We start from the raw sequence: 15,270 nt of genomic DNA on the forward strand, positions 1-15,270 counted from the left end.
GTCGACGTGCACGGTCGTGCCGGCCGCTGGCCGGCAACCCTCGCAACCCGGGAGCTACGGTGCAGCTGCCGGCCAGCGGCCGGCACTACCGCATCCTTACTTTTCCCTGCGCCAGTTGATCGACCCACGGTTTTCCACCGTGCTCGATTCCACTTCCACGTCGAAACCGCGGCGCAGCAGGTACTTCAGCGTGATCACCGAACCGGCACCGACCAGCGACACGCCGTAGCCGACGTACAGCTTGGGCGAGATGTACTTGCCGACGCCGATCACCGAGCCACCCAGCGCGCGCGACTGGCTCACGCCGGCATCGTCCAGGCCCAGCTTGGCGCCCAGCTGCGAGGCCAGCAGGCCACTGCCTGCAGAGAGTGCCGCCGAGGCCGCGTTGACCTGCTGGGTCTGGTCGCTGCTGGCGCCGGTCAGGCTGCGGCCCAGCACCAGGTAGGCCAGCGCCTCGGACTGCGACATCGCCGGCTCGGACCACACGTCCGCACGCGGTTGCTGCGCACGCCCGGTGACGTCGATGCCGGCCGTGACATCACCGACCCGGCGCTCGGCACGGATGTTGATGCGCGGATCGGAGACCGCGTTGTAGTTCCAGGTCAGGTTGCCGCGGGTGATGGTCAGGTCCTGCCCATATGCCTTGTAGCGCCCGCTCACTTCCAGGCCACCGTTGGCGGTCATCTCGCGGCCGGGCTTGGCCCAGACCTGCATCTTGCCGGTCAGCGCGCCCTTCAGGCCGAAGCCGGTCATCTTCACCTTGTCGCCGAGGCTGACCGTCAGGTCCATGTCCAGTGGCGAGGTGCGCGACTCTTCCGGATCGACCGGATCGAGCACCACCACGTCTTCGGACACCGAGGTGCCGCGGTCCAGGCGTTCGAGGTCGATATCGGCCTCGGGCACATGCACGGTGCCACGCAGCTCCATTGCCGCCTTGGCCAGGGTGAAATCGAGGTTGGGATTGGCGACGATGCGCAGTTCGCTGGTGTTGGACAGCAGCACGTTGTCACCGTGGATCTTCAGCTGCAGCGGCTGTGCATCACCGAACCACGACAGGCCGCCATCCACGTACAGCGTGCCCTGGCCGGAATTGGCCTGCGCGGTGATCCTGGCCGAGCCATCAGGCTGGGCCACGAAGCTGCCCTTGCCCTGGTCGAAGGTCAGGCCCAGCGCCGGGAATTCACCCTTGAAGTTGCTCAGCTGCGCGTCACCGCCCAGCGATGGCTGGCCACGGGTGCCGCGCAGGCTGACGTGGCCTTCGATCAGGCCGGTCGGGCGCACGATGTCCGGCGAGAACAGCTCCAGCCAGTACAGCCGCGACATGTTGAGGTAGAGCTCGCCGTTCAACGGCGCACTGGCTTCCCAGCCGGTCTGCATCTTGGCATCGACGAAGCCGTTGCCCTGGAAGCCCATGCCCAGGTAGCCCTTGATGCTGGCCGGGGTCATGTCCAGTTTCAGCGAGAACTGGTCATAGCGCACCAGCTCGCCACGGGAGGCATCGCCCACCGTGGTGCGGTTCTCGCCCAGGCGCACACCGCCTTCCTTCGAGCGCACTTCCACATGGCCTTCCCAGGCATTGCCGCGCGGGCGGATCTGCGCGTCCAGGCTGACATCGCCGCGCAGGTAGATGCGACGGCCGGACTGCGGCGGCAGCCATGGCTGCACCAGCGCCAGCGGCAGCGCATCACTGCGCACCACCAGGCCCTCGCGCGGCCAGTTCACCTGCGCGCACAACGCGCCACTGCTGGCGGCGGCCAGGCAGGCTTCAGACAGGGTGTAGGTGCTGCCGTTGATCGCGAACGCGGCCGGTGCACGCAGCGACCAGGCATCGCCCTTCACCGGTGCGATGCGCAGCGATGCCAGCTCACCACGCCACTGCGCGCCCTGCTGGCGCACGCTGCCCTGCAGCTCGATCGCGCCCATGTCGTTGCGGGTCTGCGCGGCCAGCCGCAGATTGGACACACTGCCCTGCGCGTCGATGTTCAGCCGTTCCAGCAGCATGCCGGCGTTGACCTGTTGGCCCTGCACCGCCAGCGTGCCGCTGTCGCCGCGCCACGGCAGGTGGCCCTTGATGCTTACGCTCTCGGCGCCGTAGCCATCCCAGTTGAGGTTGTTGCCGATCAGGTCGGCGGTGATGTCCGGCGCATCGCGCGGTCCCTTCACCTGCACCTGGCCACGCAGGCCACCATCGGCGCCCGGCAGCAGATCGCTCAGCTGCAAAGGTTCGAAGCGTGCATCGATGTCGAGACGATCACCGACCTTGCCCGAAGCGGTGACCCGGCTGCTGCCCAGCGCCAGCTTCAGATCGCCCTGGCCCTGCTCGCCCTGCAGCGCGAACTTGCCCTGTGCGTCGAGGTTGCGCTGGCGCAGGATGCCCTTCAGCGACGGCAGATCCACCGTGGCTTCCAGCGTGCCGGCCGTGCCCGGTGCGGCATTGGCCGGCGGCGGCAGCTGGTGGCCCTTGGAGGCCAGGTTGCCGGACAGGCGGCCATTCCAGCCCGGCACGAAATAGCCGGGGTCGAAGTCCTTCAGCGTGGCCTTGGCGTCCCAGTCCAGCTGTGGCGCCCAAGCGACCTGGCCTTCCACCTGCAGCTGGCCACCCGGGGTCTGCGCCTGCAGCTGGTGGATCGACGCGGCCTGGTCATTGCCACGCACGTCGAAGCGCAGCTGCGCCTTCTGCTTTTCGCGTTCGACCTCGGCGCGGCCAATCGCCGCCCACGCCTTCAGCGTGCCGGCCAGGCCGAAGCGCGCTTCCTTCAGCGTCACCGGTACCGGCGCGCTGCCGGCGGTGTTCGGGTCCGCGGCCGGCACATAGGTCAGGTTCCGCGCGACCACCGAGAAATTGAGCTTCTGCTGGTCTTCCTGGCTGAAATCGGCGGTGCCCTCCAGCCGGGCTTCGCCCCCCAGGCCCTTCACCAGCAGCGGCGAGACCTTCAGCACCTGGTCCTGCAGCGACACCACCGACGGTGCCAGTTCCAGTTCCTGGTCGCCCTGCTTCACCTTGCCGCGCAGGTTGGCGTTGCCGCCCTTGCCGGCGGCAGTGAAGTCCAGTGCCAGCGGCGCGATCGCCGAGCTGGCCAATGCCGGCGACAACAGCGCCAGATCCAGTTCGTCACTGCGGATGCTGGCATTCCAGCTCGGATCGGTCCGCCCGTCGAACACCAGCATCGCGTGCAGCGGCTTCGGTGCACGCCCGGCCACCGCCACCTCCATGTGCGCAAGGTCGCCGCGTGCCACCAGCCCCACCGTCGCCGCAGTGCGCCCACGCGGGGCCGGCAGCACCGCCGTGACCGTCACGTCGGTGTCGTAGTCCTTGGCCGGGATGTAGCGGCCCTGGGCGGTGAAATTGCCCATGTCGCTGTCCACGACCAGCTTGTGCGCCTGGAATTCGCCGTTGGCGATTTCGATGCCACCGCGCACGCGGCTGATGTCGATCACCGGCTCGTTGGCCTGGCTGATGCGGAAGCCATCGATGGCAATGGCGTCGGCCTGGATCGCCAGCGGCATCTCGATCTGCGGCAGCGAATCCGGCCACGACGGCAGCTTGAACGGCTCGTCACTCTTGGCCAGGTTCAACGTCGCGTTGGTCAGTTCCAGCTTGTCCAGCAGCAGCTTGCGGCCCAGCAACGGGCGCAGGTCCGGCTCCAGGTGCGCGCGCTCGGCGTGGAAATGGATGTCGTCATAGCGGAAGTCGACGTTGTACAGGGTCAGCGGACCGGCCACCGGGCCGTCCACCTTGTCCCAGGTGAAGCTGGCGCCGACCGGCAGCCGTGCCACCACCTGCGCCAGCAGCACATCGCGGCCGGCCACGGTCTGCAGCAGCCAGTACACCGCCAGCAGGGCCAGCAGCACCAGGCCGATCACGCCGGCGCCGGACCATGCCCAGAAGCGGCGCCGGCGGTAGAAGCGCACGCGCGGCGGCGTGTTCGGGGTCGGCGTGGGTGTGGGCGTGCTCACAGGTCCGCTCCGATGTTCAGGTACAGCTGGAACTGCGAATCCGGGTTGTTCAGGCCGTGCGCCACGTCGATGCGTACCGGGCCGACCGGCGATTTCCAGCGCACGCCGAAGCCGACGCCAGTGTGCAGATCGATGGTGTTGTCGAAGGCGCTGCCGGTATCGACGAACACCGCCGCGCCCCATGGGCCACCATTGAAGTAGTGCTCGTACTCGGCCGAGCCGATCACCAGGTTCTTGGCGCCCAGTGCGTACTTGTCCGGCGCCGGCGTACGCGGGCCGACCTCGCGGTAGGCGTAGCCGCGGATGCTGCGGTCGCCGCCGGCGAAGTAGCGCAGGCTCGGTGGCATCGCCACCAGGTCGCTGGTCCAGGTGGTGCCGCCCTCGCCGCGCAGGATCAGGCGGTTGCTTTCGCCCACCGGGATGTACCAGCGCAGCACGGCATTGGCCTGCACGAAGCTGGTATCCGAACCGACGCCCTCGATGCCGGTCCGTAGCGTCGCGGTGCCGCTGATGCCCTTGCGCGGGAACATCTGGTCGTCGACGTTGACGTAGTCGGCCACCATCTGCGGGTACACCAGCGTCGAGGTGTTGTAGACCGCATCGGTGAATTCGGTGCCGGAGGCGTAGCGCCAGCGCTCGCGCAGCGCGTTGACCGAGGCGATCGCGGTCCAGTGCTCGTTGATCTCGCCGCTGCGGCTGGCGATCAGCTTGAAGTTGCGCAGGTCGATGTAATCGGTCTGTTCGTCATACGCGCTGGCGGCGAAGGTGTACCAGCCGTCGAGCCAGTTGAACGCCGGGATGCGGTAGCTGGTGACCAGGCTCTTGCGCTTCTGCGCATAGTCCAGCTGCGTGTTCATCTTGTGGCCGCGGTTGTTCAGGAACCGCCGCTCGATGCCACCGCGCACACCCGGGCCACTCTCGCTGCCGTAGCTCAGGCCGGCGGTGTAGATGGTGCGCTTGGCGCGGGTCAGCTTCACGTCCACCGGCACGTCGCCGTTCGCGTCGGCCTGGTCCGGACGCGGCTGGATGTCGATCACGCTGAAATAGTCCAGCTTGGTCAACGACTGCCGCAGGCGATCCAGCTTGCCCTCGTGGTAGTAGCTGCCCTGGTCCCAGTACACCAGCGGGTCGAACAGCTTGTCGACGAAGTAGTCCTGTTCGAAACGCACCGGGCCCATGTTGTAGCGGCGGCCACTGTCCCAGGTCAGGTCGATGTCTGCAGCATTGTCGGCGCGGGTGATCTGCACCTGGCGCTGGGTGTAGTCGGCGTCGAAGTAGCCACGTTCGGCCAGGCGGCGGGTGATGGTGATCTTGCTGGCTTCGTACTGGGTATGCACGAAGCGCTGGCCCTTGCGCGGCTTGAACGCAGCCAGGTCGTCCTGCAGGTACTGGTCGTAGATCGCCGGGCCGGTGATGTCGATGTGCTCGCGGCGCACGGTGACCGGCGCACCCTTGTCGACATGGATCAGCACGCGCACGTGCTCGTCCACGCGCGGCGCCTCGACCTTGATCACCGGGTTGTAGTACCCGAACGGTTCCAGTGCCTGGCGGGTCTGCCGCTCGGCCTGCGACAACAGGTACTCCAGGCGCGACTCGCCCTGCTCCTTGCCGATCGTGTCGTACAGCGACAGCGATTCCTGGATGTTCTCGATGATTGCGGCGTCGTCGCCCTTGTCCAATCCCTTGATGTCCACCTTGTCGATGGTGCCGCGCGCGTGGGCCACGGAAGTGGCGGCCAACGACAGGACCATCAGCGGCAGGGCGTATTTCTTTGGCTGCATGCGGCACAGCATACCGACCGGAGGTGACGATGCGAAATGCATCACGTCATTCGGGATCGGTTGTTAAGTGGCGGTCAAAATACGCGCCTTTGTGGCGATCATCGTGAATGCCGATGAGGAAGCCGGCATCGTCCGCGATGCCGGCAATGACCCCGATGGACATCCGCCGGCGGTGATCCGGTAGTGCCGGCCGCTGGCCGGCAACCCACAGATCGATCCGATGCGCGGGGGCAATGCCGGCCAGCGGCCGGCACTACCGATACGGGCATCAGCTCGACAGATGCTCGATCGCCGCGACCTTGCCCAGGCGCTCACCCAGCATCGTCAGCAGCGCCAGGCGGTTGCCACGCAGCGCCGGATCCTCGGCATTGACCATCACGCCATCGAAGAAGGCATCGACCTGCGGGCGCAGCCGGGCCAGGCGGGCCAGCACGGCCACGTAGTCCTTGTGCTGCAGGCTGGCGCCGGTGTCGTCGATGGCCGCGGTGACGGCTTCAGCCAGCGCGCGCTCGGCGTCTTCCTGCAGCAGCGCCGGGTCGATCTGGGCCGGAATGTCGCCCTCGGCCTTGCGCAGGATGTTGCGGATGCGCTTGTTGGCCGCAGCCAGTGCCTCGGCTTCCGGCAGCGCGGCGAAGGTGCCGATCGCATCCAGGCGCCGGTCGAAGTCATACAACGAGGCCGGCTTCAGCTCGGCCACCGCATTGAAGTGCGTGGCCGGCACGCCCGTGTCGGCGTAGTAGCCCTTCAGGCGGTCGAGGATGAAGTCGTACAGCTCGCCGACGTCGGCCTGCACGTTGCGCGCGGCCAGGCCGGCGTTGGCGCTGGCCAGCAGCGCGCGCAGGTCCAGCTCGAAGCCGCTTTCAATGATCGTGCGGGCCAGGCCCAGCGCGTTGCGGCGCAGGGCAAACGGGTCCTTGTTGCCGGTCGGCTTCAGGCCCGCGGCGAAACCACCGGCCAGCGTGTCCACGCGTTCAGCAATCGCCAGCACCTTGCCCAGCGCCGACAACGCGATGTCGTCGCCACCGAAGCGCGGCTGGTAGGCCTCGTCGATGGCCAGCGCGACCTCGGCCGATTCGCCACCGGCCACGGCGTAGTGGCGGCCGGCGATGCCCTGCAGTTCCGGGAATTCGTTGACCATGCGCGATTGCAGGTCGTTCTTCGCCAGTTCGGCGGCACGCCGTGCCTGCGCAGCGTCGGCGCCAACCTGCGGCGCGATCACCTCGGCCAGGGCGGCCACGCGGGCGACCTTGTCGGCCACGCTGCCCAGCTTGGCCTGGTAGGTCACCGTCTTCAGGCCCTCGCCCATCGACACCAGGCCCTGCTTCAGGTCTTCGTCGAAGAAGAACTTGGCATCGGCGAAGCGCGGGCGGATCACGCGCTCGTAGCCCCTGGCCACTTCGGCCACGTCCTTCGATTCGATGTTGGCGATGCCGATGAACTTCTCGGTCAGCGTGCCGCTGTCATCCAGCACCGGGAAGAACTTCTGGTTGATCTCCATCGTCTCGATCAGCGCTTCCTGCGGCACCGCCAGGAACGCCGGCTCGAAGCTGCACAGCACCGCCGACGGCCACTCGACCAGGTTCACCACCTGCTCCAGGTTGTCCTCGGTGATGCGGGCGCTGCCGCCGGCCTTGGCCGCAGCGGCTTCGACCTCGGCGACGATGCGCGCGCGGCGCTCGCTCGGGTCGACCAGCACGAACGCGGCGCGCAGGGCTTCCACGTAATCCTGCGGCTGTGCCAGCGACACGGCCTGGTCGTGGTGGAAACGATGGCCACGGCTGACACGGCCGGCCTGCAGGCCGAACAGTTCGGCCTCCACCACGTTGCCACCGTGCAGCAGCACCAGCCAATGCGCCGGGCGCGCAAAGCCCCAGGCGTGGTCGCCCCAGCGCATCGGCTTGGGAATCGGCATCGCCGCGATCGCCTCGCGCAGGATCTCCGGCAGCAGGCTGGCGGTGCTCGCGCCCGGCGTCACCGCACGGTGCACGAAGCGCTCACCCTTGTTGTCGGTGGTCTTCTCCAGCGCGGTCCAGTCGATCCCGGCCTTGGCGGCGAAGCCCTGCAGGGCCTTGGTCGGCTGGCCTTCGGCGTCCAGCGCGATGTTCAGGTACGGGCCCAGCACTTCGCTGTGCTGTTCCGGCTGTTCCAGGCCAACGCCCGGCAGCAGCACGGCCAACCGGCGCGGGGTCGACAACGGGCGTGCATCGCCCAGCTCCAGCGCGACGCCGCGCTTGCGCAGGCCGTCGACAACGCCATCGAAGAAGGCCTGGGCCAGGCCCGGCAGCGCCTTGACCGGCAGCTCCTCGGTGCCCAGTTCGATCAGCAGGGGGGACAGTTGGCTCATCGTTTCAATCCTGTGGTGGGGGCGCAGCGCGCGACGCGTCCGGCGCCCCGGAGTAAGGGGGAGAGCGGCGGTCAGGCCTTCTTGGCGCCCGGGAAGCCCAGCTTCTCGCGCTGCTCGTAGTAGGCCTTGGCCACCGCCTGGGCCAGCGCGCGCACGCGCAGGATGTAGCGCTGGCGCTCGGTCACGCTGATCGCGCGGCGCGCATCGAGCAGGTTGAAGGTGTGGCTGGCCTTCATCACCTGCTCGTAGGCCGGCAGCGGCAGGTTCACTTCCACCAGCTTCTGCGCTTCGCGCTCGCAGGCATCGAAGCGGTGGAACAGTTCGTCCACGTCGGCATATTCGAAGTTGTAGGTGCTCTGCTCCACCTCGTTCTGGTGGTAGACGTCACCGTAGGTCACCGGCTGGCCGTCCGGGCCGTAGGTCCAGACCAGGTCGTAGACGTTGTCGCAGTTCTGCAGGTACATGCACAGGCGCTCGAGACCATAGGTGATCTCGCCCAGCACCGGGCGGCATTCCAGGCCACCGGCCTGCTGGAAGTAGGTGAACTGGGTCACTTCCATGCCGTTGAGCCAGACTTCCCAGCCCAGGCCCCAGGCACCCAGCGTCGGCGATTCCCAGTTGTCCTCGACGAAGCGCAGGTCGTGCACCAGCGGATCGATGCCCAGCGCCTTCAGCGAATCCAGGTACAGCTGCTGGATGTTGTCCGGTGCCGGCTTCATCGCCACCTGGTACTGGTAGTAGCGCTGCAGGCGGTTCGGGTTCTCGCCGTAGCGGCCGTCGGTCGGGCGGCGCGAGGGCTGCACGTAGGCCGCGTTCCAGCCTTCCGGACCGATCGCACGCAGGAAGGTGGCCGGGTGGAAGGTACCGGCGCCCACCTCCAGGTCGAGCGGCTGGATGAGCACGCAGCCCTGCTGGGCCCAGAACTGGTTCAGGGTCTGGATCAGGCCCTGGAAGGTGATCGGAACGGTCGGGGTCGCGGACATGCGGACGATTCTTGGCCGGCAAGGGGGGTGCGCTAGTATAACGGCCGACCTGCGGGGCATTCCGTACCCGGGAGGAGCAGGCAGATGGAACATCGGCTGCCGGTGGGCACGCCCGGCGAGTCGGGCGGCGTTCCGCTGCCCTGGGGCCGCCTGCATTTCGAGCAGATCGCCGCGGCGCTGATCGCCGATGGCCTGGTGGCCGAGCAGGACCGCGAGCGCATGCGGTTCTCCGCGCAGGGGGCGCGCAACGCCAGCGAAGTGCATCCGCTGGTGCTGCTGTCCAACCTCAAGCTGGCGGCCACCGGCGGCGGCGAACTGACCCTGGAACGCCTCAGCGAATGGCTGGCGCAGCGTACCGGCTGCCGCTACCTGCGCATCGACCCGACCCGGGTCGACGTCGCCGCGGTCACGGCCCTGGTGTCGCATGCCTATGCCCGCCGCCACCGCTTCCTGCCGCTGGCGGTGGATGCCGAGCGCGTGCTGGTGGCCACCAGCGAGCCGCTGGTGCAGGAATGGCGCCGCGACCTGCAGCACCTGACCCGGCGCCGCATCGAGCTGGCGGTGGTCAACCCGCTGGACCTGCATCGCTACACCATGGAGTTCTACGGGGTAACCCGTTCGGTGCGTGGCGCCCGCAGCGATGCGCGCGGCGAAGCCAGCACCACCCTGCCCAGCTTCGAACAGCTGGTCGAGCTGGGCCGTGCCGGCGACGTCAACGCCGACGACCAGCACATCGTGCACATCGTCGACTGGCTGCTGCAGTACGCCTACGAGCAGCGCGCCTCGGACATCCACCTGGAGCCGCGCCGCGAGATGGGACGCATGCGCTTCCGCATCGACGGCGTGCTGCACAAGGTGTTCGAGGTGCCGCCGGCGGTGATGACCGCCGTGGTCAGCCGCATCAAGGTGCTGGGCCGCATGGACCTGGCCGAGCGCCGGCGCCCGCAGGATGGTCGCATCAAGACCCGCTCGCCGGGCGGCCGCGAGGTCGAGATGCGCCTGTCGACCATGCCCACCGCCTTCGGCGAGAAGTGCGTGATGCGCATCTTCGACCCGGATGCCGCGTTCAAGAGCATCGACCAGCTCGGTTTCAGCCCGCAGGAGGCCGCCGGCTGGAATGCACTGGTCGAGCGCCCGCACGGCATCGTGCTGGTCACCGGCCCGACCGGCTCGGGCAAGACCACCACCCTGTATTCCACGCTGAAGCGGCTGGCCACACCGGACGTGAACGTGTGCACGGTGGAAGACCCGATCGAGATGATCGCGCCCGAGTTCAACCAGATGCAGGTGCAGACCAACATCGACCTGGACTTCGCCAGTGGCGTGCGCACCCTGCTGCGGCAGGACCCGGACATCATCATGATCGGCGAGATCCGCGACCTGGAAACCGCGCAGATGGCGGTGCAGGCCTCGCTGACCGGCCACCTGGTGCTGTCCACCCTGCACACCAACGATGCGCCCTCGGCAGTCACCCGCCTGCTCGACCTGGGCGTGCCGCATTACCTGCTGGCCAGCACCCTCAATGGCATCCTCGCCCAACGCCTGGTGCGCACCCTGTGCCCGCACTGCAAGCAGCCGCACAGCCTTGGCGCCGCCGACTGGGCGGTGCTGGCTGATAGCCATGCTGCATATCCAGATGCCGCCACGCCCTGTCGGCCGGTCGGTTGCCTGGAGTGCCGGCGCACCGGATTTCTCGGCCGCATCGGCCTGTATGAGCTGCTGCCATTGGGCTCGCGGCTGCGCGGGCAGATCCGCGCCGACATGGACCTGGCCGGTTTCACCCGCGCCGCGCGGGCTGAAGGGCTGCGAACCCTGCGCCAGGCCGGGCTTGAAAAGGTGGCGCAGGGGCTGACTACAATCGAGGAAGTCCTGTCAGTGCTGCCGCCCCCGGATGAACCCAGCTCCGTTCCTGATCCTTGAAACCGGCCGCCCGGTGCCGTCGCTGCGCCGCTACGGGCGCTTCCCGCACTGGATCCGTGTTGCCGCCGGGCTGGAAGAACACGAGACAGTGGTGGTCGATGTCGAACACGGTGGCGCCCTGCCCGATCCGCACGGCTTCGCCGGCGTGCTGGTGACCGGCTCGGCCGCCTTCGTCACCGACCACGCCGAGTGGAGCGAGCGCAGCGCGGCGTGGCTGCGCCAGACCGCCCACGACGACCTGCCGGTGTTCGGCATCTGCTACGGCCATCAGCTGCTGGCGCACGCGCTCGGGGGCGAGGTGGCCTACAACCCAGCGGGCCGCGAGTCCGGCACGATCGAGCTGGAACTGCAGCCACAGGCCGCGCAGGACCCGCTGTTCCAGGGGTTGCCACAGCATTTCGCCGCCCACGCCACCCACCTGCAGACCGTGCTGCGCGCACCGGACGGTGCCGAAGTGCTGGCGCGTTCGCCGCTGGATGGCTGCCACGCCTTCCGCTGGGGGCGCCAGGCATGGGGCGTGCAGTTCCATCCGGAATTCGCCACCCACCACATGCGTGGCTACGTGCGTGCCCGCGCCGACTGCATCGGCCGCCACGGCGGCTGTGCCCGCAGCATCGAGCGCGCGGTCAGCGCCGCACCGCTGGCCCGCCAGCTGTTGCGCCGCTTCGTCCGCCAGGCGCGGCTGTCTTCAGCCCAGCCGGTGGCAAAACAGGGATAATCGGCGCCACGGGCAGCCGCCCGGCCCCTCCTGTCCCTTCCCGGATGTCCATGAAAGAGATTCGCAAGCTGCCGGCTTCGGCGGGCGCCCAGTGGTTGCTGGATACGTTCTCCCTGTACCGGCGTGCGCCGCTGCAGCTGGCCCGGATCGGCCTGACCTGGCTGCTGGTGAGCTGGGTGGTGACCCTGCTGTCGACGCTGATTCCCGGCGCTGCCGGCATGGCCGTGCAGCTGATGACCCTGGCCATTTCGCCGATCATGTTCGGCGGCATGCTGTATGCCGTGGGCGAGATCGACGAAGGCCGCCCGGGCCTGGCCTCGCACCTGCTGCAGCCGATCCGCGACCACCGCGTCAGCCACCTGCTGGTGCCGCTGGCGATCCAGGTGCTGGCGGTGCTGCTGCTGGGAGCGCTGCTGTTCATGATGATCGGCCGCGAAGGCTTCACCGCCTTCAGCGAAGTCATGACCAAGATGGAAGAAATCAGCCGCAGCGGCCAGCAGATCAAGCCGGACGATGCCGCCGCACTGGTCGCCAACCTGCCGGCCAAGCGCATCGCGCTGTGGATGCTGCTGGTGTTCCTGAGTGCGGTCGCGCTGTCACTGGCGATGTTCACCCAGCCGGCGCTGGTGGTGTTCGACAAGCAGAGCGGCATGCACGCGCTGCGCCTGAGCCTGCAGGGCTGCATCGAGAACATCGGCGCGATGATCGTGTTCGCCGTGCTCGGCCTGATCGCCGCGTTCTGCATGTACATCCTGTTCGTGATCGTGATCCAGATCGCGATGCTGATCGGCGGCCCGCTGGCCGCGGCCTTCATCGCCCAGCTGGTACTGACCACGGTACTGATGCCGCTGTACGTCGGCGCGGTCTATGCCGCGTGGAAGCAGATGTTCGTGCACCGCGGCAGCCGCGCCGCACCGCCGATCCCGACCACCCCGACCTCCAGCGACATCTTCCACGCCTGACGGAAAAAGGGGACGGAGGGGATTAAGTCGTTTGTGCCTTTAACGACTTAATCCCCTCCGTCCCCTTTTTTCTTTCAGGCGGCGGGTTTCTTCACTACCGACGACGGCACCAGCCAGCGTGCGGCGTGGATGCCCAGCTCGTAGAGCAGGCACATCGGGATGGCCAGCATCAGCTGCGAGACCACGTCCGGCGGGGTCAACACGGCGGCCACCACGAAGATGCCGACGATCGCGTAACCGCGGCCTTCCTTGAACTGCTGCGGCGTCACCCAGCCCAGCAGCACCAGGATCACCATCGCCACCGGCAGTTCGAAACTGCCGCCGAAGGCAAAGAAGATCGCCAGCACGAAGTCCAGGTAGGCGTTCGCATCCGGGGTGATCGCAATCACGTCCGGGCTGAAGGTGGTGAGGAAGTGGAACACCGCCGGCAGCACCAGGAAGTAGGCGAAGGCACAGCCGGTGTAGAACAGCACCACCGACGACACCAGCAGCGGTACCGCCAGGCGCTTTTCGCGCGCGTACAGGCCCGGCGCAACGAACGCCCACAGCTGGTACAGCAGCCACGGCACCGCCACGAACAGGGCGACGAAAAAGGTCAGCTTCAACGGCGCGAAGAAGGCACCGGCCGGGTTGGTCGCAATCATCGTCTGCCCGTTGGGCAGCTGCGAGACCAGCGGCTCGGCCAGCGCGTTGTACAGCTTCTGGGTGAATGGCAGCAACGCCAGCAGCGCCACGCCCAGGCCCAGCAATGCGCGCACCAGGCGGCCGCGCAGTTCCACCAGATGTTCAACCAGCGAGCTTTCGCCGAAATCCTGCTCGCTCATGAGGGGCGCTCCGTGTTCTGCGCCGGCGGCGTCGCAGTGGTTTCAGTGGCCGTGGCGGCGCTGGGCGCTACCGCAGCGACGTCCTGTGCCGGTGCCTGGTCCGCGGCAACCGGCTGGCCCAGGTGCGGCGGCAGGTCGGCCGGTGCCGGCGCGCGGACTTCCTGCGCCAGATCGTCGCCCTGCTGCTGCGCCTGCTGGGCTTCGCGACGGATCGCTTCGCCGCTGGCACGCAGCTGGTTCTCGGTGTCCTGCATGCCCTGGCGCACGTCCTGCATCTGCCGCTTGATCTCCTCGGCCTGCAGTTCGCGCTCCAGCTCCTGTTTCACCGAATCCCACTGATTGCGGGCACGACGCACCCACAGGCCGGCGAAGCGGGCCGCCTTGGGCAGGCGCTCGGGACCGAGCACCACCAGGGCGACCACCGCAATCACCAGCAGTTCGCTGAAGCCGATATCAAACACCGCAACCGCTCCGGATCAGCGAGCGTTACGGTCGTGCTCGTCCTGCGCGGTGCGCGAGGCGTCCTGGCTGCGCGACTCGTCGCCCAGCTGCGCGTTCGGCTTGTCCTCGTCGCGCATGCCCTTCTTGAATTCCTTGACCGCCGAACCGAGGTCCTTGGCGCCACTGGTCAGGCGCTTGGTGCCGAACACCAGCAGGACGATGGCCAGCACGACCAACCAATGCCAGATGCTGAAACTGCCCATAAAGACGCTCGTTACGTTAGTGATCAGGCTGTCGAGCATAGCGCACCGGCTGTTAGCCGGCGCGCGTGACGAAAGTCAGTTTCCGCCCAGCGTTTCTGTGCGGATCTCGCCGTCGTTGACCGGCTGGAAGCCCTGCTGCTGCGGCGGCGGGGTCTGCGGCACGTTCTGCAGCGGCGCAGTGGTGGCCTCTGCCGGGGCCGGCGCTGCCTGAACAGGCGCCGGGGCGACCGCCGGGGCGGCTGCCGGACGCGGCGCATTGCCGCCGTTGCCGTTGCGGTTGTTGCGCGCGGCGTAGGTGGCCTCTTCCAGGCGATCACGGAACGCGACCACATCCATCGACGGCGAACCACCGGCGCGACCTTCGAAGATCATGCGCGGCGTGGTGTTGCTGCCGTAGGCGTCCAGATTGGCGGCATCGTCGATCTGCAGCACCGCACCGTCCAGGGCGACGCCGGCGAACAGGCCACGGGCACGCGACCACGACCAGATCTCGGCCTTCAGCTGGCCATCGGTGGCGGCGGCGGCATTGCGACCGACCGGGCCGGCGGCAACGCCGGCATCGGCGCCGAGCGTGAACTTGCCGTTGACCAGGTTGTCCAGGCTGCGGTCGTTGCGGAACACCAGCACCACGTCCGAGGACTGCACACCGGCCTGGAAGCCGATGCTGCCACCGGTGAGCTTGACGAACACCGGGTTGGACCAGGCGCCATTGGCCATGCGCACCGACATCAGGCCATGGCCGCGACGACCACCGATGACCAGGCCGGCCTTGATCGTGTCGGGAATGACGATGACCGCGCGGCCTTCGTCGAGCAATTTGTCCGGAATGCCCTGTTCAGGGATTCCCTGGATTTCGGCCAGCACACGCACGGCGTTGCGGGCGCGCTGGTCTTCCTGCGGTCCGGCCATGGCCTGGCTGGACAGCAGACTGGCGGCGATCAGCAGGGCTTGGATCGGGCGACGCATGGCGGGCTCCAGAAGTCAGTCCATAGAAAGATATAGCAAGTGACTGAAATTAGTAGTGTTGCCATGAATCGCCAATGAGCGTTGCCTGCTCATATAGATGCCCGCTATGCC

The 15,270-nt window shown here is 67.8% G+C and carries 11 protein-coding genes; 3 read left to right on the forward strand and 8 right to left on the reverse strand.

Going from position 1 to position 15,270, the window contains the following annotated elements:
* Positions 1-96: 96 nt before the first annotated feature.
* From K5L94_RS21580 to glyQ, 4 genes are all read right to left on the reverse strand, one after another.
* On the reverse strand, positions 97-3,957 hold the full coding sequence (locus K5L94_RS21580; protein ID WP_274511354.1) for a translocation/assembly module TamB domain-containing protein: 3,861 nt from the start codon (positions 3,955-3,957) through the stop codon (positions 97-99).
* On the reverse strand, positions 3,954-5,750 hold the full coding sequence (locus K5L94_RS21585) for an autotransporter assembly complex protein TamA (RefSeq protein WP_080374988.1): 1,797 nt from the start codon (positions 5,748-5,750) through the stop codon (positions 3,954-3,956). The genes K5L94_RS21580 and K5L94_RS21585 overlap by 4 nt, the downstream gene beginning before the upstream one ends.
* Before the next feature lie 256 nt (positions 5,751-6,006).
* Entirely contained in the window at positions 6,007-8,082 is a 2,076-nt protein-coding gene (gene glyS / locus K5L94_RS21590; RefSeq protein ID WP_274511357.1) for a glycine--tRNA ligase subunit beta, read from the reverse strand.
* A gap of 71 nt (positions 8,083-8,153) precedes the next feature.
* Positions 8,154-9,065: a glycine--tRNA ligase subunit alpha gene (gene glyQ, locus K5L94_RS21595; protein WP_053451179.1), complete on the reverse strand. Its 912-nt coding sequence runs from the start codon at positions 9,063-9,065 to the stop codon at positions 8,154-8,156.
* 84 nt (positions 9,066-9,149) lie between these two features.
* On the opposite strand from glyQ, the gene K5L94_RS21600 reads away from it, so the two are divergent.
* The 3 genes from K5L94_RS21600 to K5L94_RS21610 are packed head-to-tail and all read left to right on the forward strand — an operon-like array spanning position 9,150 to position 12,665.
* Complete coding sequence (locus K5L94_RS21600) at positions 9,150-10,985, forward strand: GspE/PulE family protein (protein ID WP_274511359.1); 1,836 nt, start codon at positions 9,150-9,152, stop codon at positions 10,983-10,985.
* Positions 10,957-11,703, forward strand: a complete 747-nt coding sequence (locus K5L94_RS21605; protein WP_008268322.1) for a glutamine amidotransferase — start codon at positions 10,957-10,959, stop codon at positions 11,701-11,703. Before K5L94_RS21600 ends, K5L94_RS21605 begins: the two co-directional genes overlap by 29 nt.
* Before the next feature lie 50 nt (positions 11,704-11,753).
* On the forward strand, positions 11,754-12,665 hold the full coding sequence (locus K5L94_RS21610; protein ID WP_049455838.1) for a BPSS1780 family membrane protein: 912 nt from the start codon (positions 11,754-11,756) through the stop codon (positions 12,663-12,665).
* Positions 12,666-12,739: 74 nt separating this feature from the next.
* Here K5L94_RS21610 and tatC read toward each other — a convergent pair whose 3' ends face one another.
* The 4 genes from tatC to K5L94_RS21630 form a co-directional block, all read right to left on the reverse strand.
* On the reverse strand, positions 12,740-13,489 hold the full coding sequence (tatC, locus tag K5L94_RS21615) for a twin-arginine translocase subunit TatC (RefSeq protein ID WP_008267959.1): 750 nt from the start codon (positions 13,487-13,489) through the stop codon (positions 12,740-12,742).
* Positions 13,486-13,950, reverse strand: coding sequence for a Sec-independent protein translocase protein TatB (tatB, locus tag K5L94_RS21620; RefSeq protein ID WP_164087133.1), 465 nt, complete (start codon positions 13,948-13,950; stop codon positions 13,486-13,488). The genes tatC and tatB overlap by 4 nt, the downstream gene beginning before the upstream one ends.
* Positions 13,951-13,965: 15 nt before the next feature.
* The gene (tatA, locus tag K5L94_RS21625; RefSeq protein ID WP_005420453.1) at positions 13,966-14,193 is read right to left on the reverse strand and encodes a Sec-independent protein translocase subunit TatA; all 228 of its coding nucleotides are present in this window, start codon (positions 14,191-14,193) and stop codon (positions 13,966-13,968) included.
* A gap of 75 nt (positions 14,194-14,268) precedes the next feature.
* Positions 14,269-15,159, reverse strand: coding sequence for a lipid-binding SYLF domain-containing protein (locus K5L94_RS21630; RefSeq protein WP_053451183.1), 891 nt, complete (start codon positions 15,157-15,159; stop codon positions 14,269-14,271).
* Positions 15,160-15,270 lie beyond the last annotated feature (111 nt).

The sequence above is a fragment of the Stenotrophomonas forensis genome (assembly GCF_028752115.1).
Lineage (GTDB): Bacteria > Pseudomonadota > Gammaproteobacteria > Xanthomonadales > Xanthomonadaceae > Stenotrophomonas > Stenotrophomonas forensis.